This is a genomic window from Sporichthya polymorpha DSM 43042 (assembly GCF_000384115.1).
In the GTDB taxonomy this organism is placed as follows: Bacteria; Actinomycetota; Actinomycetes; order Sporichthyales; family Sporichthyaceae; genus Sporichthya; species Sporichthya polymorpha.
Genome location: NZ_KB913029.1, coordinates 1,822,914 through 1,846,098, shown reverse-complemented (window position 1 = coordinate 1,846,098; position 23,185 = coordinate 1,822,914). Strand labels below are relative to the sequence as shown.

Below are 23,185 nucleotides of genomic sequence, written 5' to 3'. Positions count from 1 at the left end.
ACACTCCATGACCGGCGAGACCCAGCCGAACAACCGCCCCATGCTGGGCGGGCGGTACCGCTTGGACGAGCGGATCGCCCGGGGCGGCATGGGCGAGGTGTGGCGGGGCACCGACGAGGTCCTCAACCGCAAGGTGGCCGTCAAGGTCTTGCGACCCGAGTACGCCGACGAGGAGATCTTCCTCGAGCGCTTCCGCAGCGAGGCGCGCAACACCGCCGCCCTCGTACACACGGGTATCGCGCAGGTCTACGACTTCGGCCAGGCGCCGGCGGGCGGGGCGAGCGTCCCGTTCATCGTCATGGAGCTCGTGCCGGGCGAGCCGCTCTCCCACATCATCGAGCGCGAGGGCCGCCTCGAGATCGACCGCGCCCTCGAGCTCGTCGCCCAGGCCGCGCAGGCCCTGCAGGTTGCGCACACGGCCGGCGTCATCCACCGCGACATCAAGCCCGCGAACCTGCTCATCACCCCGTCGTGGACGGTCAAGGTCACCGACTTCGGCATCGCCCGCGCCGGGGACGCGCTGCCGCTCACGCGCAGCGGCACGGTGATGGGCACCGCGCACTACCTCGCGCCGGAGCTGATCTCCACCAAGTCCGGGGCCGCGCCCGCCTCCGACGTCTACGCCCTCGGCGTCGTGCTCTACGAGTGCCTGGCCGGCCGTCGGCCGTTCACCGGCGACAACCCGCTCGCGGTCGCGATGGCCCACCTCCACAACGAGCCGCCCCCGATCGAGGGCGTGCCGCCCGCGGTGAACCGCATGGTGGCGACGATCCTCGCGAAGGAGCCCGCCGAGCGCCCGCAGAGCGCCGCGGACCTCGCCCAACGCCTGCTCGCGCTGCGCATCGACCTGGCCAACCCGAAGACCGCCGAGGTCGTCGCCGAGGCGCTCGGCCCCGCCGTCGACCCCGCCGCCGTCGAGGTGGCCGCGGCGCGCTGGACGCGGCGCTCCCGCACCGGCAACCGGTCCGGGCCGGACACGCCGCCGGCGACGCCGCGTCCCGACACCCGGCCCGGGGGCGCCGCACCCGCCCCGGCGGGACCGGGCACTGCCGGATTGGGCACTGCGGAACCGGGCCGCCGCCCCGCGAGCCACCGCTCGCCCGGCCGCCGCCGCAAGCCGCCGACCCCGCTGCTCCGGCGACCGGCCGTGCTCGTGGGCGTCGCCGTGCTGTGCGCGGGCGGGCTGACAGCGCTGTGGCTGACCGACTCGGACTCGCAGACCGCGGTCGTGCCGCCGGTCGCCGGGATCGCGGAGTACGACGCCGGCCAGACGCTCAAGGCCAGCGGGCTGCGGGCCAAGGTGCTGCGCGAGGTGAGCGAGTCGGTGCCCGCGGGCGTGGTGCTCTCGCAGTCGCCGGAGGCCGGGGCCCGGATCTCCACCGGGACCGACGTCGAGCTGCGGGTGTCCTCCGGGCCCCCGAGCGTGCTGGTCGACCCCGCCGACTGGGTGGGCAAGCTCTACCCGGACGTGAAGGCGGCCCTGGAGAGTCGAGGACTGAAGGTGCAGGAGCAGCAGGTCAACGCGGCCGGGGCGACGGGTACGGTAGCCGACGTCACGCCGCACGGCCCGGTACCGGTGGGCGACACCGTCGTCGTGAGCGTCGTGGCGCAACCTCCCACCGTGGGAGCGCGCGCCGCGGGGCTACGTCCCGACGGGTTGCGGGCCGGTGACGACAGGGGAAGGAACGGTCAGTGACAGAGCAGGCTCGGCTCCTCGGCGAGCGGTACGAGCTCGGCGAGGTGCTCGGTCGGGGCGGCATGGCCGAGGTGCGCCTCGGCAAGGACGTCCGGCTCGGGCGCACCGTCGCCGTGAAGACCCTGCGCTCGGACCTGGCGCTGGACTCCACCTTTCAGCAGCGCTTCCGCAAGGAGGCCCAGTCCGCGGCGTCGCTGAACAACCCGGCGATCGTGTCGGTCTACGACACCGGCGAGGACTACGCCGACGGCGTCCCGGTCCCGTACATCGTCATGGAGTACGTCGACGGCCAGACGCTGCGCGAGCTGCTCGCCTCCGGGCGCCGGCTGCTGCCCGAGCGCGCGATGGAGATCGTCGCCGGCGTCCTCACCGCCCTGGACTACAGCCACCAGGCCGGGATCGTGCACCGGGACATCAAGCCCGGCAACGTCATGCTGACCCGCTCCGGCACCGTCAAGGTGATGGACTTCGGCATCGCCCGCGCGATCGCCGACGCCTCCGCGACGATGACCGCGACCGCGGCCGTCATCGGCACCGCGCAGTACCTCTCCCCCGAGCAGGCCAAGGGCGAGAAGGTCGACGCCCGCTCCGACCTGTACTCGGCGGGGTGCCTGCTCTACGAGCTCCTCACCGGCCAGCCGCCGTTCACCGGCGACTCCCCGGTCTCGGTCGCCTACCAGCACGTGCGGGAGAACCCGAAGCCGCCGTCGCTGGTCGACCCCGCGGTCACGCCGCCGATGGACGCGATCGTCCTGAAGTCCCTGGCGAAGAACCCGGAGAACCGGTACCAGTCCGCCGCGGAGATGCGCGAGGACATCGAGCGCGCCCTCGACGGCCGCCCGATCACCGCGCCCGCGGTCATGACCGATGCGGTCACCCAGCAGCTCGTCACCTCCCGCCCGCCGACCGCGGCGATGCCGCCGGTCGCGGCCGGTGACGGCGGCCGTCGCGGCACCCTTGGCTGGGTCCTGCTCCTGCTCGCGGTGATCGCGGTCGCCGTGCTCGGCGTCATCGTCGGCAAGGAGGTCCTGGGCTCGAAGGGCGAGAAGGTCGCCGTCCCGCTGGTCCAGGGGCTGACGCAGGAGCAGGCCGAAGAAACCTTGGAGGCGCGCGGGCTCAAGCCCGTCGTGAGCTTCAAGAACGACCCGAACGTCAGCGAGGGCCGGGTGATCTCGCAGGACCCGGCGGCGTCGTCGACGCTGACCCGGGGGGACGAGGTCACGCTCGTCGTGTCCCAGGGCGAGGTCCGGGCCACCGTGCCCGACGTGGTCGGGTTGCCGCTGGCGGACGCCCGTAAAGCGCTCGAGGCCGCGGACCTGGTTCCGAACAAGGTCACCAGGCGCAACTCCGACCGGCCCAACAACGAGGTCCTCGAGACCAACCCGAAGGCCGGCACCAAGCGCGAGCTCAACAGCCGGGTCGACCTCGTGGTCTCCAACGGCGTCCCGCTCGTCGAGGTCCCGAACGTGGTCGGCCAGCCGTACGCGACCGCGTACGCGACGGTCTCCCAGGCCGGGTTCGTCGTCCCGTCGCCGAGCCAGGAGGTCTCCGACCGGTACCCGCCGGGCTACGTGCTCCGGCAGGTGCCCGAGGGCGGCACGCAGCTGCAGAAGGGCAGCAACGTGACGTTCGTGCTGACGGCCGCGCCCAACGACCCGGGCCCGGAGCCGACGCCGATCCCGCAGGAGACGCCGGTCGTCGAACCGACACCCACACCGCCGGCGGGCGAGACCCCGGCCCCGCCGGCGGTCGAGGGCCGCACCGAGGACGTCGTCGGGCGGACCCAGGACTGACCCGGACGGGAGCTAGCCGGCCTGCGGCGGCGCGACGGGCGCCAGGCCGGCCGAGCGCTCGACCGCGCCCGGATCGCCGCAGCGGGTGAGCCAGTTCGCGAGCATCCGGTGCCCGCCCTCGGTGAGCACCGACTCGGGGTGGAACTGGACGCCCTCGACGTCGATGCCGTCGGCGAGCCCGCGGTGCCGGGCGGCCATCACGACCCCGGTCTCGGTGCGCCCGGTGATCTCCAGGACGTCCGGCACGGTCGGCGGGTCGATCGCCAGCGAGTGGTAGCGCGTCGCGGTGAACGGCGAGGGCAGGCCCTCGAGGACGCCGACCCCGTCGTGGAAGACCGAGCTCGTCTTGCCGTGCAGGAGCTCCAACGCCCGGTTGACCGTCCCGCCGAACGCAACGCCGATCGACTGCAGCCCGAGGCAGACCCCGAACAGCGGGATCCGGGCCTGCGCGCAGTGGCGCACCATCTCGATGCACACGCCTGCGGACTCGGGAGTCCCCGGCCCGGGTGAGATCAGGACGCCGTCGAACCCGGCCGCGTCCTCGACCGTGACGGCGTCGTTGCGCCGCACGTCGCACTCGGCGTCGAGCTGCTGCAGGTACTGGACCAGGTTGAAGACGAAGCTGTCGTAGTTGTCGACGACAAGGATGCGGGCCACCGGCACAGCGTAATTGGCGCGCCTACTGGCCGGCCCCGCCCTCGATCTCGACCTGGTTGAACGGCAGCTTCGGGTCGACCCACGGGAAGACGTGCTCGAAGAGCAGGTACAGCGCCACGAACGCGAGCACGATCGACAGCGCGAGCCGCACGAACCACGGCCCGGGCAGGTGTCGCCACAGCCAGATGTACATCAGCCTCAGGCCTTCTTGGCGGTGTAGGCGAGCTCGGCCGGCAGCGGACCCGGCTTCGGGTAGGCCTTGGTCAGGTGCCCGTACACGATCAGGCGGGTACTCGAACCCCACCGCGGGTTGCAGGTGACCAGCGTGATCAGTTTCTTCGTGGGCTTCACGCCGGGCTGCTCCGGCACCGGCAGGACGACCTCGCCGTAGCTCGGGTCGACGAGCTTCCAGCCCGGGTGCGCCGGGTTCGGGTTCTTCTGCTTGTCGACGACGTAGACGAACCAGTTCGTCCTGGTCTCGACGACCACCTTGTCACCGGGCTGGATCCGGTCCAGGTAGGCGAACGGCTCGCCGTGGGTGGCCCGGTGCGCGGCGACCGCAAAGTTGCCGACGGCGCCGGGCGCCGCGCTCTTCGGGAAGTGGCCGACGCCCTTGGCCAGGTCGTCGAGCTCGACGCCGGAGACGATCGGCTTCTGCCACTTCTTGCCGAGGCGCTCGATGTACATGATGCCGAGCGCGCCGTTCTTGATCGGCTTGCCGGAGACCCACGAGCTACGCAGGTCGTCGCTGATGCCGTCCGCGCGGCGCTCGGCCTCGAGGTTGGTCCAGTAGAGCTGGTAGACGACGAGCAGCAGCAGGATCACGCCGAACGTGATCATCAGCTCGCCGGTGCTGCGGACGGCGACGCGGAACGGCGACGGCTTGCGCCGCGGCGGCGGCGGGCCCTGGGGCGCGGCCTCGCCCATCGAACTCACTGCTCGTCCACCTCCGCGTAGCGCAGGTCCAGTGAGCCGCTGTACGCGGGGACCGTGATGCGCGCGTGCCTATCCACTTTCCACCCCAGACCATAAGCGTCCACGTACTCGCGGTAGTTCGAAACGGCCACAGACTCAGCCAACGCCTTGGAGAGGGCCGTCACATCCCCCACCGCGGTGACGGAGTAAGGGGGCGAGTACACGCGGTCCTGGAGGATCAGGACATTTCCGACGCACCGGACGGCGCTGGTCGAGATGATCCGCTGGTCCATCAGCTTGATGCCGACCGCGCCGCCGGCCCACAGGGCGTTCACCACGGCCTGCAGGTCCTGCTGGTGGACGACCAGGTCGTCGGCGGTCGGCTCGGGCAGGCCGGGGTAGGCACGGTCGATCGCCCCGGGCGGGGCGTCGTCGAGGGTGACGGTGATCCCGGCGCCGGCCACCGGGGTGAGGCCGGCGGCGGGGGCGATCGCGTCGCCCTCCTTGCGGACCTGCTGGACCAGCGGGTCCTGCGCCTGCACGGAGAGGCGCTCGACTTGGCGCCGCAGGCGGTTGCCGGTCGTGGCCGCCCGGTCGTTGCGCTCCTGCGCGGCCTGGATCAGGTCCACCAGCCGGGTGTTCTCGCCCGAACGCAGGTTCGTCCCGCGGGCCGTCGTGCCGGTGATGGCGAACAACAGGCCCGCGATCGCGAGGACGACGGGAACGGCAAGTCGCCAGCCGGAGCGGGCCATGCGGTTACGCTAGCCGACGACTGACCCCGATGACTGAGCCGACGACTCAGCCCGTCGAACTGCACCGCACGTCAAGCGTCCACCGGGAGTGCTCCTCATGCCGAAGTCGCGGATCCGTAAGAAGGACAAGCCCGCGCCGGAGCCGAAGCCGGCGAGCCTCGGCCCGAGCGCGCCGTGGGTCGCGCCCCTCATGCTCGGCCTGTTCCTGTTCGGGCTGATCTGGATCGTTGTGTACTACGTCTCGAACGGCGACTACCCGATCGGCAGCCTCGACAACTACAACCTGCTCGTGGGCTTCGGCTTCATCACCGGCGGGTTCATCACCTCGACCCAGTGGCGCTGACCCGGGCGCTAGGCGCCCGGTTCGCCCGAATTACACCCGTGTAGTTCTCCACACCCGTTGTCCCCAATGTGGACAACCAGCGGTGCGGACGTCGGGGCGCCCAAGTTGAAGAACAGCCCCTCGCGAATCTGGTCCTCCAGCCGCTCCGTGCGCAGTTGGACGGCGACCAGGCAGACGCCGACCAGGACCAGGCACCCGGCCGCCTGCCACCACACCCGGTTGCGGGCCGGGGCGTAGAGGAACAGCGCCCCGAGCAGGGCGCCCGTGATCAGCCCGCCGACGTGCCCGCGCCAGTCGATGTTCTCGATGACGAAGCCGGGCAACAGGATGAAGGCCAGGAAGATCAACGTGCTGGACGGATTAGCCCGAACCTGACGGTCGACGACGAGCAGGGCTCCGATCAGGCCGAACACCGCGCCCGAGGCACCGATGGAGCCGTCGAAGACCCCGAGGAACAGATAGGACAACGTCGAGCCGCCGAGCGCGCACAGCACGTAGGTGACCAGGTATCGGACGGGGCCGAGCAGCAGCTCCAGCGGGCGACCGAACAGCCACAACGCGAACATGTTGAACGCGATGTGGAGCGGCGCCTCGTGCACGAATGCCACGGTGATCAACCGGTGCCAGCCGCCCTGGGCCACCCCGTCGTCGTCGCCGGAGAACGGGCGCAGGGACAGTTGGTTCAGCAGTTGGTCCGAACCCTGGACGGCGAAGAAGATGAGAACGTTGACGACGATGATCGACATCGTCACGAAGGCGCCGTTGTTGCCGCTGCGCACCGGGGCGCCGGCGACGGTCCGCGGCTCCCGGACGCCCTTGTTGCCCGCCGAGACGCACTCGGGGCACTGGAACCCGACGGCCGCGGAGATCATGTCGTCCGGGCAGATGTACCGCTCGCAGCGGCCGCAGCGGACGTACGTCTCCCGGCCGGGGTGCCGATAACAGACCGGAGTCTCGCCGGATCCCGTGCCTTCGGTCATCTCAGGCCTGACGGCGCTCGACGATGACCTTCTCGATCACGACGTCGGTGAGCGGCCGGTCGCGTTCGCCGGTGTCGACGGCGGCGATCGCCTCGACGACGTCCCGGCTGTCGATGTCGGCAACCTCGCCGAAGATCGTGTGCTTCATCGTCAGCCACGGGGTCGGGGCCACGGTGATGAAGAACTGGGAACCGTTCGTCGCGGGGCCGGCGTTCGCCATCGCGAGCAGGTACGGCCGGTCGAACAGCAGCTCGGAGTGGAACTCGTCCTTGAAGGTGTAACCCGGGCCGCCGGTGCCGATCCCGAGGGGGTCCCCGCCCTGGATCATGAACCCGGCGATGACGCGGTGGAAGATCGTGCCGTTGAACAGCGGCTCCGTGCTCTTGGTGCCGGTCCGGGGATCGGTCCACTCCCGGATGCCCTGCGCGAGCTCGGTGAAGTTCTTCACGGTCATCGGCGCGTGGTCCGGGAACAGCCGGACCGTGATGTCCCCCAGGGACGTGTGCAGGGTGGCGAACAGCTCCTCGGCCACGGAATCCCTCTCGTCGATCGAACACCTACCGCCGACGCAGCATCCTTGCACGCGGTCCGCCGGGAACCCGGAGGCGGTTGCAACCCGCCCGACCGGGAAGGATTCGACTACGAACGCCTCCGGACGAAGGAGAGAATCCGATGCACCGGCCCTCTGCACGGGCGGTCCGTCGCACCGCCACCGGCCTCTCGGAGCAGGTGCTTCCCCACCTGAACTCGGCCAAGGACACCCTGGTCGAGGACGTCCTGCCCAAGGTCAAGGACAGCGGGGTCGACCTCGCCGCCCGGGCCGGCCTGATGTCGCCGCCGAAGCAGCGCCACCCCTGGCGCGCGGCGGCGATCGTGGGTGCCGTCGCCGTCGCCGCCTACGCCGCCTGGAACGCCTGGAAGCTTCCGCACGCCAGTGACGACTGGGCGCATGCCGACACCGCGGCCCCCGCCGGTTCCCGGCCCTCGGCCGATGTTCCGGCGTAGGCGGCCTAGCAAGCCGAAGGGCCGGCCCGCGAACGGACCGGCCCCGACAGACGCGTGAGCCCCGGGTCCCCCTGGACCGGGGCTCACGCCTCGTTGTGCTTCAGTTCCACTTCCAGTTCATGTCGCCCCCCTGAGACCTCCGGTCAGTCGGACTGGCGCACCGCGCGGCGCAGACCGAGGCCCGCACCCACCAGCAGCAGACCCGCCACACCGAAGCTCGCCGCGCCCGAGGCACCGGTCGCCGGCAGCGCCTCCGGGTGCTCCTCGAAGGTTCCCTCGACCGCGTCGTCCTCCTCGGCGACCTGGTCGTCGGTCTCCTCCGCCGGCGCGCCCGAGCCGGTGCCGTCACCGTCGCCCACCGGCGTCCCCGGGGTCACGACCGTGTCGACCGTCGGGTCCGGGTCGGTGCCGGGGTCCGTCGTGCCGGGGTCCGTCGTGCCGGGGTCGGTCGTGCCCGGGTCCGTCGTGCCCGGGTCCGTCGTGCCCGGGTCCGTCGTGCCTGGGTCCGTCGTGCCCGGGTCCGTCGTGCCCGGGTCACCGCTGGTGCCGGGGTCCGTCGTGCCGGGGTCCGTCGTGCCCGGGTCGGTCGTGCCCGGGTCCGTCGTCCCGGGGTCCGTCGTGCCCGGGTCCGTCGAGCCCGGGCACTCGACCTTGAAGACCTTTTCCTTGTTGGTCTCCCCGTCGAGGACCGTCGCCTTGTAGTGGCCGTCGGGGAGGTTGATGACGTCCGAGGACCACGAACCGGTCGCGTTGGCAACCACAGAACCGGTGAGGACCGGGTCGCTCTTGAACGGCGCGCCGAGGACGATCGAGTACGTCAGGCTTTCGGCCGCGTCGAAGCCGTCGCCCACGATGGTGAACGCGCAGACCTTCGGCTCGTTGCTGTTGTCGGTGTCGGCCGTGCCCACCCCGTGGATCTTGATCGTGCCCGACGCCTTCGCGGCGACGGCAGCGCCCGCGGAGGTCAGGGACAGCACCACGAGACCCGCAGCCACGCCGGCACCGGCGGTGGCGCGCGCGATCTGGGAACGGGTGCGGCGGGTGTGCTTCATCGGCTCTTGTCTCGGCTTTCTCGACGTGCGACGGGTACGTCCCGTCCGGCAGTACGTGTTGGAGTCGGAAGCGTCGGATTTGGTTCCGCGAAAGGGACAAGTCGGGACGTAGGTCCCGTCACCGCGGGCCCAACGGCGGGGCGGGAGCGGACCAACGTCCGGCGGGGCGGGGCCGACGTCGTCGGTGGCGGCCGTTACCGTCGCGAGCGTGACCCTGACCGTGCCCGCCGGCGTGCCGGACGGCCCCCTCGACGGTGCCGACTCCGCCGCCCACCGGAAGGCCCGTGGCGCGTTCTTCACCCCCGCGGCGTTGTGCGACTACGTCGTGGCGTGGGCCGTGCGGTCCGGGGCCGACCGGGTGCTCGAGCCGAGCTGCGGCGAGGCGGCGTTCCTGCTCGCCGCCGCCCGGCGGCTGGAGGGTCTCGGTGCGGGCACGCCGGACCTGTCCGGACACGAGCTCCACGAAGCCAGCGCCCGCGCGGCCGAGGCCGTCCTGACCGACGCCGGGCACCGGGCCGACATCGCCGTGGGCGATTTCCTCGACACCCCCGCCCAGCCGCGATTCGACGCCGTCGTCGGCAATCCGCCGTACGTCCGCTACCAGGCCTTCGCCGGCCCCGCGCGGGCGACCGGGCGCCGCGCCGCCCTCAGCGCCGGGGTGTCGCTGACGCGCCTGGCGTCGTCGTGGGCGGCGTTCACCGTGCACGCCGCCGAGTTCCTGCGACCCGGCGGCCGCCTCGGTCTGGTGCTGCCGGCCGAGCTGCTCAGCGTCAACTACGCCGCCGAGGTCCGCAGCTTCCTGATGCGCCGCTTCGGGCGGGTCCGTCTGGTGCTGTTCACCGAGCGGGTCTTCCCCGGTGTGATGGCGGAGGTCGTCCTGCTCCTCGCCGAGGGCGAAGGTCCGGCGTCGCACTGCGAGCTGCTGCAGGTGCAGGATCTGGACGAGCTCGCCGCGGCCGCCGGCGCGGAGACCACGTGGGCCCCGCCCGCGTCATCGGCGAAGTGGACCCCCGCCCTGCTGCCCGGGCGCGCCCGCGACCTGTACGCCGACCTGACCGCCGGGTCTGCCTTCGACACCCTGCACGACTGGGGCGAGACGACCCTCGGCGCCGTGACCGGCAACAACCGCTGGTTCGCTCTGACCCCTCGTCAGGTCGAAGAGCTCGCGCTGGCCGAGAGCGACCTCGTCCCGATCTCCCCGCCCGGCAGCCGCCACCTGCGGGGGCCGGCGTTCACCACGGCGGCCTGGCGCGCGCTCGGCGAGGCGGGCGCCCGGACTTGGTTGTTCCGCCCGGCGGGCGAACCCTCACCGGCCGCCGCGGCCTACATCGCCGCGGGCGAACGGGAGGGCGTCCCGACCGCGTACAAGTGCCGGGTGCGCCAGCCGTGGTGGCGCGTGCCGCTGGTGCCCCCGGCCGATCTCCTGCTGACGTACATGAACGCCGACCACCCGCACCTGACCGGCAACCGGGCGCGGGTGCACCACCTCAACAGCGTCCACGGCGTGTACCTGCGGCCCGGCCGGCGCCGCCTCGGCACGGACCTGTTGCCGCTGGCGGCGCTGAACACGCTCACACTGATCGGCGCCGAGACCGTCGGCCGGGCGTACGGCGGTGGCGTCCTCAAGCTCGAGCCGCGCGAGGCGGACGCGCTGCCGGTCCCGTCGGCGGAGCTCGTCGCGGCGGCGGCGCCGGCGCTGCGCGCGCTGCGGCCGACCGTCGAACGTCTGCTGGCGAGCGGTCGGCGACCGGAGGCGACGCAGCTGGTCGACGCCGCGCTGCTCGGCGACGCCGCCGGTGTCCCCCCGGCCGATCTGGCCGCCCTGGTGACGGCCCGTCAGGTCCTCGCCGCCCGCCGGGCCGCGCGCAGCCGGGGAGCCTCGTCGTGAAGGACGGGCTGAGCGCGCTCGAGCCGCTGCTCGCCGCGCGCCGCCACAGCGATCCCTGGCAGCACGACCGCGACAAGCCGCCGGTCTACGCGCCGGACTTCGAGCTGCTCGAGCAGCTGCTCTCGGTCCCGGTCCGTGAAGGCTCGGCGCCGTCGACCGGCCGGTTCGCCCTCGCCGTCGACGCCTGGCTCGCCCACGAGCTGCGGCGCGCCGGATTCGGCGCCGACGAGGTCTGGCCCCGGGCCGGGCAGCCGCGCATCCTGCCCCGCGAGGTCGCCGAGCTGCTGAACCGGCTGCCGGTGAAGCTCGCCGACGAACTGCGCGAGCGCATCCTCAAGATGCCCTCGATCGCGCCGACCTCGGCGCGGGTGCTCGGGCGGGCGTACGAGAAGCAGGTCGACGTCCTCATCTCCCGCTGGGACCGCGGCCCCGAACTGCTGATCAGCACGAAGAGCCAGGTGTCCGGGTTCGGCAAGAACCTGCCGAACCGGTTCGAGGAGGCGTACGGCGACGCCGGCAACCTGCGCGCCCGTTATCCGCTCGCCGCCGTCGGGTTCTTCTTCGTCCAGCGCGCCACGGTGCTGCGGACCGAGCCGGACGCCTTCGAGCGCACGGTGGACATGATGCGCAAACTTCGCGACCTGCCCGTCGGGGTCGGGGCGGGGAACGGGTACACCGCGACCGGTCTGGTCCTCGTCGACTGGGACGCCGCCGACAGCCACGTTCGCATCGTGCACGAGGCCGTGCCCGAGGACGTCGCCGCTCCGCAGTTCCTCGCGCGCATGGTCGACGCCGTGCTCGCCGTCACACCGATCCAGCATCACGTCGCGGTGCGCGGACTTCGCGAACGGCGCACTCTGCGCATTCGCGAGGACGAGGGCGCCCTCGATCTCGACTTCGACTGAAAGTCGAACTCAAGTTCACGGCGTGTCGCGACGACATCTGCTGCGAGTCCTCACCCGCCAGCAGTTCGGAGCCCCCTCATGAGCGGACGTACCTGGTCGCGAGCAGCCGTCCTTGCGCTCGCCCTTGCTCTGCCCGCCGTCCCGGCGGGAACCTCCGCGGCGACGGCCGGCCCGACCGGCGCCGTCCACGTCGCCAAGCACGGTGACGATGACCGCAAGCCCGGCGAGTCCGGCCGGGACAAGTCCGACCGCGGCAAGTCCGACGGCAAGGGCAAGAAGAAGCAGAAGGGCAAGGACAAGAAGGACAAGAAGCCCCGGGCGAAGGCGAAGTTCAACCTGGGCGGACGCCTGACCGCGGTGGACGCCGAGGCGGGGACCGTCACCTTCCGCGTGCACGGCGGCAAGCTGAAGGCGGTCCGTGGCCAGGAGCTCACGGTCACCGTCGCCGACGGAGCCCGGGTCCGCCGCAACGACGCCGCCGCGTCCCTGACGGACTTCCAGCCCGGGGACAAGGTGCGCGCGAAGGGCGTCCGCGCCGGAGACGCGTGGACCGCGAACCGGGTGCAGGCCGAGGCGCCCGGATTCGCCGACGACCACGGCAGCGACGACGACTGACGCCCGCTGCTCCCGCCGATGACGCGGCCGGATCGCCGGCCACCCGCTCACGTTCGCTGACCGCAGCCGGGCCCTCCCCTGCGGCCAGGAGGGATGTTTCCGCATGCGCTCCCGTACGACCGCACTCCGCCTTTCCGCCCTGGCTGTAGCCCTCTCCGCCGCCGTCGGTGTCTCCTCGCCGACCGCCGACGCCGCGATGCCGAAGAGCCGGCTCACCGGCCCCGCGATCGAGGCGCCCGCCAGCTACCAGGCGCAGTTCCTGTGCAAGAAGAACATGCAACCGGGGGTGAAGGCGTTCCGCACGATGGTGCTCAAGAACTACAAGGGCACCCGCTCGGCCAGCGAGGTCCGGTCGTGCTCGTCGAGCCACACCAGCGAGCACGCCGACGGCCGTGCCTGGGACTGGGGCGTGCGCGTCTGGAACAAGAAGGAACGCAAGAAGGCGGAGAGCCTGCTCAACTGGCTGCTCAAGCCCGATCAGTTCGGCAACGAGTTCGCGAACGCCCGCCGCCTCGGGGTCATGTACATCATCTGGAACAAGAAGATGTGGCGCTCCTACTCCGGTGAGTGGGGCCCGTACTCCTGCTCCGGCAAGACGTCCTGCCACCAGGACCACGTCCACTTCTCGTTCGGCTGGGCCGGCGCGTACAAGAAGACCTCGTTCTGGACCGGCAACGTCGCGAGCGAGATGGGTCCGCCGCTGCCGCTCTACGACAGCCTCACCAAGCCGTGGCGGTTCAAGGTCAAGGCGAACCAAGGTCAGAAGTACGGCGGCAAGCTCCTCGGCAACGGGCTGCTGTACACGGTGACCGCGTCCGGCACCTGGCGCCACGGGCCGAAGGACTTCCAGGTGGCCGACGCGGCCTGCCAGAAGACCAAGAGTGGCCAATGGGTCCGCAAGGAGGGCCTGCGCCTGTCCAACGTCTGGAACCTCACCCCGACGGTGCCGTCGCTGAACGGCTGCAACACCGTCAACCACACCTACACCGCGACGCTGACGCCCCGCGGCACCGACGCGATCCGGTACTCGCTCACCGACGGCACCCCGAAGAACAACAGCGGTGCGGTCGACGTGACGATCCGTCGGATCGTCGCCCTGCCCGACCCCGAGCCCGGGGACGGCGGGGGCGGCGACGGGGACGGCGGGGACGACGACGACTGGTGGTGGCGGCGCTAGGGCAGTCGGCCCAGGTACTCCTCGTCGGTGACCGGGTCCCCCCAGACCGTGTAGACCCCGTCGTGGTCGCCGATCTGGACGGCGATGTGGGTCATAAATGTGTCGGGGCCGGCGCCGTGCCAGTGCCACACGCCGGGTCGGACGTCGACGGAGTCGCCGTTGCGGATCTCCCGCACCGGGCCGCCGCGGTCCTGCGTGCGGCCGACGCCGTCGACCACGTGCAGCGCCTGGCCGGCCGGGTGACTGTGCCAGTGCGTGCGCGCACCGGGCGCGAAGCGGACCTTGAGCATCGCGATCGATCCGGGGGTGTTGTCGCCGGCCACGAGCGAGTCGACGAAGACGTCGCCCCGGAACCAGGACTCGGGACCGCGGGCGGTCGAGCCGCTGGGGGCGTTGTAGGGACTGGTCATGTCCGGACGCTACCCCCGTCGGGGCCGGTGACGGGCCCGTGACAGCTCAGTGCTCGCGGAAGCCGCCGAGGAACCGGCGGAACACGCCGCCCTCGCGCCGCAGCGGGGGCGCGGGCGGCGGGGCCGTCTTGCGCTGGGTCGCGATGGGCTTGTCGTAGTCGGTGCGGGCGATCGCATCGAGAATCTGGTCGTCGGTGAAGTCCTCGGAACCGTCGATCTTCGGGACGAACCCGACCAACATCCCGTTCCGCATCACCTGGGCCTCCAGGCCGGCGGTGCCGTCGGTGTCCCAGTTCGCCTCGCGGCCGTCGGGCAGGTTGATCCGGATGCCGTAGCCGTACCGCCCCGTGGAGCTGATGTGCATCTGCGCGTTGATGCCGCGCTCCCGAAGCTGGTCCACCATCCGGCGCGCGTTGTTCTCCTCCACATCTTCACATTAGCCAGCCGCGGCCGTTCGGGTCGCGCCACGATGAACGAGATGTGGATCGGGATGTGGATCGGGATGTGGATCGGGATGCAACGGAATCGGCCCTCCCCGGCGTAGTAAGGGCACGACCCGCCGACCGGAAGGCCCCACGGATGAAAGTTGATCGGCGCGACGAGGAGTTCCGGGCGTACGTGCAGAACCGCCGTCCCGCCCTGGTCCGGACCGCCACCCTGCTGGCCGCGGGGGACGGCCACCTGGCCGAGGACCTCGTCCAGATCGCGCTCACCAAGCTCTACGTCGCCTGGCCGCGTGTGCGGCCGATGACCCGCGACGCGTACCTGCACCGCACGCTCGTCCACGCCGTGATCGACGAGAGCCGACGGCGCAAGCGGCGCCCGGAGAGCCTGACCGACGCGCTCCCCGAGTACCCGGCGCCCGCTGACCCCGAACTCGCGGACTCCCGGATACAGGTCGCGCTCGCCGCCCTGCCCGCACGCATGCGGGCCGCCGTGGTCCTCGTGCACTGGATGGACCTGGATGCCGAGACCGCGGCCGCCGCCATGGGCTGCCGCGCCGGCACCGTCAAGAGCCAGGCGTCCCGGGGGGTCGCCAAGCTCCGCGAACTTCTCGAACCCCACTTTCTTCCTGCCGGAGGATCCCGATGAACCAGCCCCACTCCGAACTGCGTTCGATGCTCGACTCCGTGGCCGGCCCCCCGCGCCCGGCGCGCGAGGCCGACGTCGCCGGTGACCTGACCCGTGGTCACTCGGCGCTGCGCCGCCGTCGCCTCACGCTCGTCACCAACGGCACCCTCGCCCTCGCAGTCGTCGGCGGCCTCGTCGTCGCGAGCACGGGCGCGTTCGACGGCTCCTCGACCCCCGCTTCGCCCGCCGTCGCGGCGCCGGCGGTGGAGCTCGGCACCGACACCACCTCCGCGATCCAGTTCGTGGCGTACTCCGGCCGGCAGCCCGAGGGCTTCTCGGTCGAGACGATCCCGGACGGCTGGAAGCTGCAGGGCGTCAACGAGTACGTGCTGCTGGTCGTCCCGCCGTCCGGCGCCGACCCCTCGCTCGACGTGTTCAAGGGCAAGATCGCGGTCATGCTCGAGTCGCAGGACGCGTCGGGTCCGTACGAGGGCAGCGAGATCGCCGTCGGCGACCGCACGGGCGTCCTGAGCCGGATGGGCGACGGCTACGGCCAGCTGCACTGGACCGACGCGAAGGGCAACAACCTCGTCGTCCAGTGGCCCGACACCCGGGAGTTCACCGACGAGCAGATGGCTGCCTTCGCCGCCGGCGTCACCGTCACGGGCGACGCCAAGGCCGGCCGCGGCTGACCTCCGCAACGCGAAGGGCCCCTGGGGATTACCCAGGGGCCCTTCTCCTGACGCTACGTCAGTTCTGATCGGACTTCGGCAGATCAGCTGTGGACGTCGTACCGGTCGAGGTCCATGACCTTGCTCCACGCGGCGGCGAAGTCCTTGGCGAACTTCTCCTTCGCGTCGTTCTGGCCGTAGATCTCAGCGGTGGCGCGCAGGATCGAGTTGCCGCCGAAGACGAGGTCGGCCGCGGTGGCCTCCCACTTGACCTCACCGGTCTGGTAGTTCTTTCCCTCGTAGACGCCCTCGGCCGTGCCGGTCGACCACACCGTGTCCGGGTCGAGCAGGTTGACGAAGAAGTCGTTGCTCAGGACACCGACGCGGTCGGTGAGGACACCGAGCTTCGAGCCGCGGTAGTTCGCACCGAGCACGCGCAGACCGCCGAGGAGGACGCTCATCTCCGGGGCGGAGAGGCTGAGCATGAACGCCTTGTCGAGCAGGCGGGTCTCCGCGCCGACCTTGTCGCCCGCGCGCTGGTAGTTGCGGAACCCGTCCGACTTCGGCTCGAGCACCTCGAAGGACTCGACGTCGGTCATGTCCTGGGTGGCGTCGGTGCGGCCCGGGGTGAACGGCACCGTGATGTTCACGCCGCCGTCCTTGGCCGCCTTCTCCACCGCAGCGGTGCCGGCGAGGACGACCAGGTCGGCGAACGAGACCTTGGCGTTGCTGGTCGCGTTGAACTCGGACTGGATCTCCTCGAGGCGGGCGAGAACCTTGGCCAGCTCGCTCGGGTCGTTGACCTCCCAGTTGCGCTGCGGCTCGAGGCGGATGCGACCGCCGTTCGCGCCACCGCGCTTGTCCGTCCGGCGGAAGCTGGACGCCGCGGCCCACGCCGTCGAGACGAGCTGCGAGATCGACAGGCCGGAGCCGAGGACCATCTCCTTCAGCGCTGCGATCTCCGCGTCGCCGATGAGGGCGCCCTCCTGCGCCGGAACCGGGTCCTGCCAGATCTGCGCCGGCGGGACCCACGGGCCCTTCAGGCGCGAGACCGGGCCCATGTCGCGGTGGAGCAGCTTGTACCAGGCGCGTGCGAAGGCGTCGGCGAACTCCTGCGGGTTGTCCTTGAACCGGCGGGAGATCGCGTCGAACTCCGGGTCCATCCGGAGCGCCATGTCGGCCGTCGTCATCATCGGCGCGTGCTTGATGTTCGGGTCGTGCGCGTCCGGCACGGTCCCGTCACCGGTGTTGCCGACCGGCTTCCACTGGTGGGCGCCGGCCGGGCTCTTCGTGAGCTCCCACTCGTACTTGTAGAGCGTCTCGAAGAAGCTGTTGTCCCACTGCGTCGGCGTCGGCGTCCACGCGCCCTCGATGCCGGAGGTGAAGGCGTCGCGGCCCTTGCCGGTGCCGTTGTTGTTCTTCCAGCCGAGACCCATGCTGTGGATCGGGCAACCCTCGGGCTCCGGGCCGATGAGGTCGGGGTTCCCGTTGCCGTGCGCCTTGCCGAAGGTGTGGCCACCGGCGACGAGAGCGACGGTCTCCTCGCTGTTCATCGCCATGCGGCTGAAGGTGAGGCGGATGTCGTGCGCCGAGGCGAGCGGGTCGGGCTTGCCGGCCGGGCCCTCCGGGTTGACGTAGATCAGACCCATGGAGACGTTGCCGAACGGGTCCTCCGGCATGTCGAGCGGGCCGTCGCCGCTGTAGCGCTCGTCGCCGAGCCAGGTGTCCTCCGGGCCCCAGTTGACCTCCTCGGGCTCGTACACGTCCGGACGACCGAACGCGAAGCCGAAGGTCTCAAAGCCCATGTCCTCCATGGCGACGTTGCCGGCGAGCACCAGCAGGTCGGCCCAGGAGAGCGCGTTGCCGTACTTCTGCTTCACCGGCCAGAGCAGACGGCGGGCCTTGTCCAGGTTGCCGTTGTCCGGCCAGGAGTTGAGCGGCGCGAAGCGCTGCTGACCGCCACCGGCGCCACCGCGGCCGTCCTCGATGCGGTACGTCCCCGCGGCGTGCCACGTCATGCGGATGAACAGCGGGCCGTAGTGGCCGTAGTCCGCGGGCCACCAGTCCTTCGAGTCGTGCATCACGGCGATGACGTCGCGCTTGACCGCCTCGTAGTCGAGGCTCTCGACCGCCTTGGCGTAGTCGAAGTCCTCACCCAGCGGGTTGGACGCCGGCGAGTTCGTGTGCAGCACCGACAGGTCGATCTGGTCGGGCCACCAGTCCTTGTTGGTGCGGGGCCTGGCCGTCTTCGGGGTCGGTGAGGCCAACTTCGGGTTTTCCGACTCAGACACGAGGGTCCTTCTTCCTTTGTGTTTCCGGGCGATGAGCGGTCGTGTTTCGAGCTCAGTTCGTGGTGCCGGAGGAACTCCGGCGTGCGTCGGGTGCGCACGTGGGGCAGAGGCCCCAGTAGATGACCTCGGCCTCGTCGAGGACGAAGCCGTGGTCGTCCGACGCGGTGAGGCAGGGAGTCTCCCCCACCGCGCAGTCGACGTCGGCGACGGTGCCGCAGGAGCGGCAGACGACATGGTGGTGGTTGTCCCCCACCCGCGACTCGTAGCGCGCCACGGAGCCGGCCGGTTGGATCCGCCGGACGAGCCCGGCATCGGTCAGCGTGTGGAGCGAGTCGTACACGGCCTGGTGCGAGACATCGGGGAGCTCGACCCGGACCGCGCGAATGATCGAATCGGTGTCGGCGTGCGGGTGGGCGCACACCGCGCGCAGCACGGCCACCCGAGGTCGGGTGACGCGGAGCGTGGCCTCGCGCAGCATCTGGGGGAAGTCCAAGATCGTCGCCACGTGGCCGAGTCTTGTCGCTTTTCTTGAAACAGTCAAGAATTCTCCGCGCGGCGCGGCCGACCTCACACCGTCCCGTCGGTCGGTCCGATTTGGCAGGATCGGATCCGTGACGACGCCTTCCGCACTCCACGTCGACCGCGGTGGGTCCGGCGCCCCCACCCTCCTTCTGCTGCACGGCATGGGAGGGTCCGCCGCCCTGTGGAACCCGCTGGCCGAACACCTCGCGAAGGTCTGGCCCGGGTCGTGGGTCGCCCCCGACCTGCCCGGCCACGGCCGCTCGGGTCCGGACCCCGCGGGCGAGTACACCTATGAGTCCCTCGCGGCTGCCGCGGCCGGCGTCCTCGACCCCGGTGCCCGGGTCGCCGTCCTGGGTCACTCGCTCGGCGGCGCGATCGGGCTCGCGCTCGCGGCCGGCGACTTCGGTGTCACCGTGACCGGCGTCGTCGGCGTCGGGATCAAGGTGCGCTGGAGCGAGCAGGAACTCGCGGGCGCGCAGGCATTCGCCGCCCGCGGGGCGCAGGTGTGCGCGACGCGGGACGAGGCGGCCGAGCGCGCGGTGAAGGCCGCGGGCGTCGCGGGACTGTTCCCCCTCGAGGCGCCGGAGGTCGACTCCCTGGTCCACCAGGTCCGCGACGCCTGGCGGCTCGGGTTCGACCTGCGTGTGCTGACGGTCGGCGCCCCCGACATGACGGGGTGGCTGGCGACCACGGCGGCCCGGGGAATTCCCGCCACGCTCGCCGCCGGCGAGGGCGATCCGATGTCCCCACGGGAGCACCTGGCGGAGCTCGTCGCGGAGCCGGTCATCCTGTCCGGACTGGGGCACAGCGCCCACGTGGCCGACCCGACGGCCCTGCTCCCGCTCGTGGAACGCCTGACCGGGAGCTGAACAGCGGGGCGGGGCGGGATACACCCCCCTCCACACGGGTACGTTCCGCGGCATGGTCCTGCCGAGTGTCGTCGTGGTCGACGACGCACCCGAGGTGCGCGCTCTGGTACGGACCGTGCTCGAGGTGTCGGACCGGTTGACGGTCGTCGGCGAGGCGGCGGACGGTGCCGCGGCGGTGAGCGTCGTGGCCGAACTGCAACCGGATCTCGTCCTCCTCGACGTCTCCATGCCGCGGATGGACGGACTCCAGGCCCTTCCCAGGATCCGGGAGGTTTGCCCCACCAGCCGCGTGGTCATGTTCACGGGGTTTGCCGAACAAGGTCTGGCCGATCGCGCCCGTGCCCTCGGCGCGATCGCCTTCCTCGAGAAGTCCGCGTCCCCGACCGACTTGGTGGAGACCTTGCTCGATGCGGTGTCCACCGGTCCGCTGCCGGTCTCCCCCTCCTTCGCGGCGCGGGCCGAGCGACTCGACGCCGCCGTCCTCACCGAGCATCTCGAGCGGTTCCGCGAGGTCTTCGAGGACGCTGCGATCGGTATGGCGACGATGACGCTGAGTGGGCATCTCGTGCGGGTGAACGGGACGCTCGCCGACCTCGTCGGTCGCCCGGTGGAGGACCTCGTCGGACTGCGGTACGACACCCTCGCCGGTGCGGACCTCGCCGCCGAACCCCTGCGCCGGATCCTGAACGGCGAGGACGTCGTCCGCGTCGAGCACGACCTGGTCGGCGGCGAGCGCAGTGTCGTCGCCACGTTCGTCAGCGTGCGCGACTCTCAAAGCCGCCCGCTGTACGTATTCCTTCAGATGCAGGACGTCACCGCGCAGCGCGGGACGGAGGAGGAACTGCGCCGCAGCGAAGAGCGCTTCCGGCTCCTCGTCGACGCCGTGCAGGACTACGCGATCTTCATGCTCACCACCGACGGCATCATCGCGAGCTGGAACGTCGGGGCGCAGCGGATCAAGGGGTACACCGCCGAGGAGATCGTCGGCCGGCACTTCCGGACCTTCTACCCGCGGGAACAACAGGAGTCGCAGCACCCCGAACGCGAGCTCGAGTGGGCGATCCGCGACGGACGCTACGAGGAGGAGGGCTGGCGCCTCCGGAAGGACGGCTCCCGCTTCTGGGCGAACGTCGTCATCACCGCGGTGCACGACGCCGACGGCCGGCACATCGGCTTCACCAAGGTGACGCGAGACATGACGGAGCGTCAGGAGATGCTGAACAACCTCGCGTCGATGAACCGGAAGCTGAAAACCGCCGCCGACCAGCAGGCCGACTTCCTGGCCGTCACGGCTCATGAGCTCCGCACGCCGGTCAGCGTGCTCGGTGGGTCGGCGAAGCTGCTGTCCGAGCACTTCGACGAGCTCGCCGAGACCGACCGCGCGGAGCTCTTCGAATCCATGGGGAGCAGCGCGCTGCGGCTGCGACGTCTGCTCGACGACCTGCTCACCGCGTCGAGGCTGCAGTCGGGCACCGTCGAGTTCCGGGTCAGCACGACCGAGCTCGCGCCGCTGCTCGCCGCCGCTGTCTCCCGCGCCCAGGGCTCGAACCCGGGTGCGCGCATCACCATGGCCGTCCCGCCGGACCTCGTCGTCGACGTGGACACCGACCGCATCGCCCAGGCGGTTGACAACCTCATCGACAACGCTGTGCGGCACGGGAAGCCCCCCGTGCAGGTGACGGCCGTGGCCACCGCGGACGGCGTCGAGATCTGTGTGAGCGACGCCGGGGCCGGGGTCCCCACCGCGCAGCGGACGCAGCTGTTCCAACGGTTCGCCACCGGTCAGCGTCGCACCGGGACGGGTCTCGGTCTGTTCATCGTGCGGGAACTGGCCCGGGCCCATGGGGGCGAGGCGCGGTACGAGCCGCCGACCGCGGACCGGCCGTCCGGGGCCTTCGTCCTCGCACTCCCCCGCGCCGACGGTCCCCCGCCCGCCGGTCCCGACGCGGCAGAACTTCTGGCCGAGGCGGAGCGGCCGAGCGCGTGAACCTTTCTGAAACGCCCTCACTCATCCGGGTCGTCCTGGTCGACGACGCCCCGGACATTCGGCGGCTGTTGCGGATCTCCCTTCGCACGCACGGCGGATTCGAGGTCGTGGGTGAGGCGGACAACGGCACCGAGGCGGTGGCGCTCGCCCGCTCGCTGCGGCCGGACGTCGTCGTGCTCGACCTCGGACTGCCGGACATCGCCGGCCAGGAGGTGCTGATCCAGATCCGGGCCTCGGTCCCGGAGACCAAGGTCGTCATCTTCTCCGGGCTCGAGACCGTCGATCGGGCCTGGCTCGTCGAGCACGCGGCCGGCTTCGTCCTCAAGCACACCGACCTCGAGTACCTGATCAAGCTGCTGGAATCGGTCGGCCGCCAGGAGTCGCGTCGGCAGGCGCAGTTCCCCCTCGAGCCGCAGCTGCGCTGCGTCGCGGCCGCGCGGCGGTTCCTGTTCCAGACACTGACCGACTGGGAGGTCACCGAGCTCTACGGGGACTCGGTGATCGTGGTCAGCGAACTCGTCACGAACGCGATCACGCACGCCCCGTCGCCGGGGGAGCTCCGCCTCTCGCTGCTGCCGGACGTGCTGCGCGTCGCGGTCACCGACGCAGGCACGGGCGCACCCGAACCCCGGCACGCGAGTTCGACCCGCGAGGGCGGCCGCGGCCTGTACCTGGTCAACGCGCTGACCTCGGCGTGGGGCATGGAGCCGCTGCCCGACGGCGGCAAGGTGGTCTGGGCCGAGGTGACCCGCGACGCGGTGGTGCCGGAGCCGTGAGCGGATCAGAGCATCTGTCGGCGCTCGAGACCGCCGAGCTCCTCGAGGAACTGACGGCGAGCAACGCCCGCTTCGCCCAGATCGCGCGGACGCTGCAGCGGAGCCTGCTGCCCCCGGTGCTCCCGACGCCGGAGGGGCTGGACCTGTGCGGGGTGTTCCACCCGTCGCGGGAGGGCCAGGACGTCAGCGGCGACTTCTACGACGTCTTCGGGGTCGGCCGCGGTGATGATCTCGTCCTGGCGCTGGGCGACGTGTGCGGCAAGGGCGCGGAGGCGGCGGCGATCACCTCGATCGCCCGCCACACGATCCGCGCGGTCGCGCCCGACCTGCGGTCACCCGTGCAGATCCTCCGGCGCCTGAACGACACGATGCTCGGCCACGACATCGACGAGCGGTTCTGCACGGTGGTTGTCGCCCGAGTGACCCGCATTGTCGACGGGGTCCGCCTGACGGTATGCACCGCGGGTCACCTCCAGCCCTTCGTGGTTCGGGCGGACGGGACCATCGAGCGTGTCGGCCTGCCGGGGTCGCTGCTCGGGCTGTTCGCCGACATCCGGTTGTTGGAGGAGACCGTCCAGCTGCGGCGCGGCGACATGATCGTCGCGTTCACCGACGGGGTCACCGAGGCGCGCGACGGCGACGAGCAGTTCGGCGAACGGCGAACCGAGGAGATCCTCGCGGCATCTGCCGGTCTGTCGGCGACCGAGACGGCGGGCATCCTGCTCGACGAGGTCCTGCGCTTCGCCGGCACGAGCGCTCGGGACGACATCGCGATCCTCGCGCTGCGCGTCCCGCCGAGCTGATCCCAGC

General features: G+C 71.3%; 25 protein-coding genes. 14 read left to right on the top strand and 11 right to left on the bottom strand.

The genetic code is table 11. The features are described 5' to 3' along the window. Positions 1–7: 7 nt before the first annotated feature. On the top strand, positions 8–1,696 hold the full coding sequence (locus tag SPOPO_RS32580; RefSeq protein ID WP_051098339.1) for a protein kinase domain-containing protein: 1,689 nt from the start codon (positions 8–10) through the stop codon (positions 1,694–1,696). After that, positions 1,693–3,489, top strand: a complete 1,797-nt coding sequence (gene pknB, locus SPOPO_RS0109065; protein ID WP_019874468.1) for a Stk1 family PASTA domain-containing Ser/Thr kinase — start codon at positions 1,693–1,695, stop codon at positions 3,487–3,489. The genes SPOPO_RS32580 and pknB overlap by 4 nt, the downstream gene beginning before the upstream one ends. Before the next feature lie 12 nt (positions 3,490–3,501). Here pknB and SPOPO_RS0109060 read toward each other — a convergent pair whose 3' ends face one another. The 4 genes from SPOPO_RS0109060 to SPOPO_RS0109045 are packed head-to-tail and all read right to left on the bottom strand — an operon-like array spanning position 3,502 to position 5,813. Beyond that, positions 3,502–4,152 carry an aminodeoxychorismate/anthranilate synthase component II gene (locus SPOPO_RS0109060; RefSeq protein WP_019874467.1) on the bottom strand — a complete coding sequence of 217 codons (651 nt, stop codon included), beginning with the start codon at positions 4,150–4,152 and terminating at the stop codon, positions 3,502–3,504. A gap of 16 nt (positions 4,153–4,168) precedes the next feature. Continuing rightward, complete coding sequence (locus tag SPOPO_RS34775) at positions 4,169–4,339, bottom strand: hypothetical protein (RefSeq protein ID WP_019874466.1); 171 nt, start codon at positions 4,337–4,339, stop codon at positions 4,169–4,171. Between the two features lie 5 nt (positions 4,340–4,344). Then, a complete protein-coding gene (locus SPOPO_RS28585) occupies positions 4,345–5,073 on the bottom strand; it encodes a class E sortase (RefSeq protein ID WP_019874465.1) in 729 nt (242 codons plus the stop codon). A 5-nt stretch (positions 5,074–5,078) separates the two neighbouring features. Then, the gene (locus SPOPO_RS0109045) at positions 5,079–5,813 is read right to left on the bottom strand and encodes a DUF881 domain-containing protein (protein WP_019874464.1); all 735 of its coding nucleotides are present in this window, start codon (positions 5,811–5,813) and stop codon (positions 5,079–5,081) included. A 97-nt stretch (positions 5,814–5,910) separates the two neighbouring features. On the opposite strand from SPOPO_RS0109045, the gene SPOPO_RS0109040 reads away from it, so the two are divergent. Next, the gene (locus SPOPO_RS0109040; RefSeq protein WP_019874463.1) at positions 5,911–6,156 is read left to right on the top strand and encodes a cell division protein CrgA; all 246 of its coding nucleotides are present in this window, start codon (positions 5,911–5,913) and stop codon (positions 6,154–6,156) included. Positions 6,157–6,164: 8 nt separating this feature from the next. Here the strand turns inward: SPOPO_RS0109040 and SPOPO_RS28580 are convergent, their stop codons facing one another. Together SPOPO_RS28580 and SPOPO_RS0109030 are read right to left on the bottom strand one after the other, a co-directional pair. After that, a complete protein-coding gene (locus SPOPO_RS28580; RefSeq protein ID WP_019874462.1) occupies positions 6,165–7,136 on the bottom strand; it encodes a rhomboid family intramembrane serine protease in 972 nt (323 codons plus the stop codon). Between the two features lies 1 nt (position 7,137). Continuing rightward, positions 7,138–7,668: a peptidylprolyl isomerase gene (locus SPOPO_RS0109030; protein WP_019874461.1), complete on the bottom strand. Its 531-nt coding sequence runs from the start codon at positions 7,666–7,668 to the stop codon at positions 7,138–7,140. 140 nt (positions 7,669–7,808) lie between these two features. Here SPOPO_RS0109030 and SPOPO_RS0109025 point away from each other — a divergent pair, with 140 nt between their 5' ends. Continuing rightward, positions 7,809–8,141 carry a hypothetical protein gene (locus tag SPOPO_RS0109025; protein ID WP_019874460.1) on the top strand — a complete coding sequence of 111 codons (333 nt, stop codon included), beginning with the start codon at positions 7,809–7,811 and terminating at the stop codon, positions 8,139–8,141. A gap of 143 nt (positions 8,142–8,284) precedes the next feature. Here SPOPO_RS0109025 and SPOPO_RS35115 read toward each other — a convergent pair whose 3' ends face one another. Beyond that, positions 8,285–9,193, bottom strand: a complete 909-nt coding sequence (locus SPOPO_RS35115; RefSeq protein ID WP_019874459.1) for an LPXTG cell wall anchor domain-containing protein — start codon at positions 9,191–9,193, stop codon at positions 8,285–8,287. A 208-nt stretch (positions 9,194–9,401) separates the two neighbouring features. Here SPOPO_RS35115 and SPOPO_RS0109015 point away from each other — a divergent pair, with 208 nt between their 5' ends. From SPOPO_RS0109015 to SPOPO_RS0109000, 4 genes are all read left to right on the top strand, one after another. Beyond that, positions 9,402–11,081 (top strand): N-6 DNA methylase, encoded by a 1,680-nt coding sequence (locus SPOPO_RS0109015; protein WP_211210874.1) that lies wholly within the window; start codon positions 9,402–9,404, stop codon positions 11,079–11,081. Continuing rightward, entirely contained in the window at positions 11,078–11,986 is a 909-nt protein-coding gene (locus SPOPO_RS0109010; RefSeq protein ID WP_019874457.1) for a hypothetical protein, read from the top strand. Before SPOPO_RS0109015 ends, SPOPO_RS0109010 begins: the two co-directional genes overlap by 4 nt. A 78-nt stretch (positions 11,987–12,064) precedes the next feature. Beyond that, positions 12,065–12,601: a hypothetical protein gene (locus tag SPOPO_RS0109005; protein ID WP_019874456.1), complete on the top strand. Its 537-nt coding sequence runs from the start codon at positions 12,065–12,067 to the stop codon at positions 12,599–12,601. A gap of 103 nt (positions 12,602–12,704) precedes the next feature. Continuing rightward, positions 12,705–13,778 carry a VldE C-terminal domain-containing protein gene (locus SPOPO_RS0109000; RefSeq protein WP_019874455.1) on the top strand — a complete coding sequence of 358 codons (1,074 nt, stop codon included), beginning with the start codon at positions 12,705–12,707 and terminating at the stop codon, positions 13,776–13,778. Here SPOPO_RS0109000 and SPOPO_RS0108995 read toward each other — a convergent pair. Together SPOPO_RS0108995 and SPOPO_RS0108990 are read right to left on the bottom strand one after the other, a co-directional pair. Continuing rightward, positions 13,775–14,188: a (R)-mandelonitrile lyase gene (locus tag SPOPO_RS0108995; RefSeq protein WP_019874454.1), complete on the bottom strand. Its 414-nt coding sequence runs from the start codon at positions 14,186–14,188 to the stop codon at positions 13,775–13,777. The genes SPOPO_RS0109000 and SPOPO_RS0108995 overlap by 4 nt on opposite strands. 46 nt (positions 14,189–14,234) lie before the next feature. Next, positions 14,235–14,615, bottom strand: coding sequence for a hypothetical protein (locus SPOPO_RS0108990; protein ID WP_019874453.1), 381 nt, complete (start codon positions 14,613–14,615; stop codon positions 14,235–14,237). Between the two features lie 152 nt (positions 14,616–14,767). On the opposite strand from SPOPO_RS0108990, the gene SPOPO_RS0108985 reads away from it, so the two are divergent. Together SPOPO_RS0108985 and SPOPO_RS0108980 are read left to right on the top strand one after the other, a co-directional pair. Continuing rightward, the gene (locus SPOPO_RS0108985) at positions 14,768–15,280 is read left to right on the top strand and encodes a SigE family RNA polymerase sigma factor (protein ID WP_019874452.1); all 513 of its coding nucleotides are present in this window, start codon (positions 14,768–14,770) and stop codon (positions 15,278–15,280) included. Then, positions 15,277–15,951, top strand: a complete 675-nt coding sequence (locus tag SPOPO_RS0108980) for a hypothetical protein (RefSeq protein WP_019874451.1) — start codon at positions 15,277–15,279, stop codon at positions 15,949–15,951. Before SPOPO_RS0108985 ends, SPOPO_RS0108980 begins: the two co-directional genes overlap by 4 nt. A gap of 83 nt (positions 15,952–16,034) precedes the next feature. Here SPOPO_RS0108980 and katG read toward each other — a convergent pair whose 3' ends face one another. Further along, entirely contained in the window at positions 16,035–18,221 is a 2,187-nt protein-coding gene (gene katG / locus SPOPO_RS0108975) for a catalase/peroxidase HPI (protein ID WP_019874450.1), read from the bottom strand. Positions 18,222–18,273: 52 nt separating this feature from the next. Then, on the bottom strand, positions 18,274–18,726 hold the full coding sequence (locus SPOPO_RS0108970; protein WP_019874449.1) for a Fur family transcriptional regulator: 453 nt from the start codon (positions 18,724–18,726) through the stop codon (positions 18,274–18,276). 106 nt (positions 18,727–18,832) lie between these two features. On the opposite strand from SPOPO_RS0108970, the gene SPOPO_RS0108965 reads away from it, so the two are divergent. Genes SPOPO_RS0108965 through SPOPO_RS28560 form a run of 4 tightly spaced genes read left to right on the top strand, consistent with a single transcriptional unit; the run spans position 18,833 to position 23,178 of the window. Next, positions 18,833–19,612, top strand: coding sequence for an alpha/beta fold hydrolase (locus SPOPO_RS0108965; protein ID WP_019874448.1), 780 nt, complete (start codon positions 18,833–18,835; stop codon positions 19,610–19,612). A 52-nt stretch (positions 19,613–19,664) separates the two neighbouring features. After that, positions 19,665–21,599: a PAS domain S-box protein gene (locus SPOPO_RS32575; protein ID WP_019874447.1), complete on the top strand. Its 1,935-nt coding sequence runs from the start codon at positions 19,665–19,667 to the stop codon at positions 21,597–21,599. Beyond that, complete coding sequence (locus tag SPOPO_RS32570) at positions 21,596–22,375, top strand: response regulator (RefSeq protein ID WP_019874446.1); 780 nt, start codon at positions 21,596–21,598, stop codon at positions 22,373–22,375. Before SPOPO_RS32575 ends, SPOPO_RS32570 begins: the two co-directional genes overlap by 4 nt. Then, positions 22,372–23,178 carry a PP2C family protein-serine/threonine phosphatase gene (locus SPOPO_RS28560; RefSeq protein WP_019874445.1) on the top strand — a complete coding sequence of 269 codons (807 nt, stop codon included), beginning with the start codon at positions 22,372–22,374 and terminating at the stop codon, positions 23,176–23,178. The genes SPOPO_RS32570 and SPOPO_RS28560 overlap by 4 nt, the downstream gene beginning before the upstream one ends. The last annotated feature ends 7 nt before the right edge of the window (positions 23,179–23,185 follow it).

Bases quoted from the DNA above. Each gene is read 5' to 3' on its own strand.
- SPOPO_RS28585 (WP_019874465.1), bottom strand. From the start codon at position 5,073: ATGGGCGAGGCCGCGCCCCAGGGCCCGCCGCCGCCGCGGCGCAAGCCG.
- SPOPO_RS28580 (WP_019874462.1), bottom strand. From the start codon at position 7,136: ATGACCGAAGGCACGGGATCCGGCGAGACTCCGGTCTGTTATCGGCAC.
- SPOPO_RS0108985 (WP_019874452.1), top strand. From the start codon at position 14,768: ATGAAAGTTGATCGGCGCGACGAGGAGTTCCGGGCGTACGTGCAGAAC.
- SPOPO_RS0108995 (WP_019874454.1), bottom strand. From the start codon at position 14,188: ATGACCAGTCCCTACAACGCCCCCAGCGGCTCGACCGCCCGCGGTCCC.
- SPOPO_RS0109005 (WP_019874456.1), top strand. From the start codon at position 12,065: ATGAGCGGACGTACCTGGTCGCGAGCAGCCGTCCTTGCGCTCGCCCTT.
- SPOPO_RS0109045 (WP_019874464.1), bottom strand. From the start codon at position 5,813: ATGGCCCGCTCCGGCTGGCGACTTGCCGTTCCCGTCGTCCTCGCGATC.
- SPOPO_RS0109000 (WP_019874455.1), top strand. From the start codon at position 12,705: ATGCGCTCCCGTACGACCGCACTCCGCCTTTCCGCCCTGGCTGTAGCC.
- SPOPO_RS0109025 (WP_019874460.1), top strand. From the start codon at position 7,809: ATGCACCGGCCCTCTGCACGGGCGGTCCGTCGCACCGCCACCGGCCTC.
- SPOPO_RS0108980 (WP_019874451.1), top strand. From the start codon at position 15,277: ATGAACCAGCCCCACTCCGAACTGCGTTCGATGCTCGACTCCGTGGCC.
- SPOPO_RS32580 (WP_051098339.1), top strand. From the start codon at position 8: ATGACCGGCGAGACCCAGCCGAACAACCGCCCCATGCTGGGCGGGCGG.
- SPOPO_RS35115 (WP_019874459.1), bottom strand. From the start codon at position 9,193: ATGAAGCACACCCGCCGCACCCGTTCCCAGATCGCGCGCGCCACCGCC.
- SPOPO_RS34775 (WP_019874466.1), bottom strand. From the start codon at position 4,339: ATGTACATCTGGCTGTGGCGACACCTGCCCGGGCCGTGGTTCGTGCGG.
- SPOPO_RS32575 (WP_019874447.1), top strand. From the start codon at position 19,665: ATGGTCCTGCCGAGTGTCGTCGTGGTCGACGACGCACCCGAGGTGCGC.
- SPOPO_RS0109040 (WP_019874463.1), top strand. From the start codon at position 5,911: ATGCCGAAGTCGCGGATCCGTAAGAAGGACAAGCCCGCGCCGGAGCCG.